We start from the raw sequence: 703 nt of genomic DNA, 5'->3' as shown, positions 1-703 counted from the left end.
CCTAGTGAGTGACCCAGCATTTTTACTTGAGAGCCCGTCATTGGGTTAAAACCTTGAAGAGGGCCTCCAGCCAATAGGCCGCCTTGCGCTGATACTACTAAACTAGCACGTAAGCCCAATACATCCAGCACGCTTTGACGAAGGTTATCACGCGCTACAGCAAGGTTAGAAAGGTTCAAGTAAGCAAGAACGTTCGCATTTGCCGATCGTTGTTCGTCTAGGCTACGTGTGCCGTGGATTGGAAGATCGATAGCGATAACAGCTACGCCAGCCTGCACCATATTAAAAGCAAATGCATACGCGTTTTCTTTCGCTGAGGTGATACCGTGTTGGTAGATCACCACGTCTTTCGCTACACCATTTTGAGGAGTAAACAGTAAAAACTCGACATTTTCTAAAGACTTAACCGCAGGAACAGGAGAGGAACGAGTAATAACTCGCTCACTATCCAGCTGTGTACCGTCGTTTAAGTACAGTTTCGAGCCTACCAGTTTTAGCTGCTCTGTTGGATCTGTTGCCAGCTTGCTAACGTCTACAGGAGAGCTTGCGAAAACGCCAGAAGAAAGTTGCTGAACCATGTTCGCTTGTTCTGCTGGATCGGTAAGTGCTGCGTTTAGCTTCGCTAGGCTTGGCATCGCAGACACCATCGGTTGCATGTTCCAGTTTGCGCCTTTTTCAAGGTAGTGTGGCAGTCTTACTTGAC

At 47.9% G+C, this 703-nt stretch carries 1 pseudogene; it reads right to left on the bottom strand.

The features are described from left to right. Positions 1 to 703: pseudogene (locus R7E78_RS26715) on the bottom strand (lipase); the annotation flags it as partial.

It is taken from the genome of Vibrio sp. YT-19(2023), assembly GCF_033337395.1.
The sequence above is the reverse complement of the archived record's forward strand: the minus strand, read 5'-3'. Positions and strand labels throughout refer to the sequence as shown.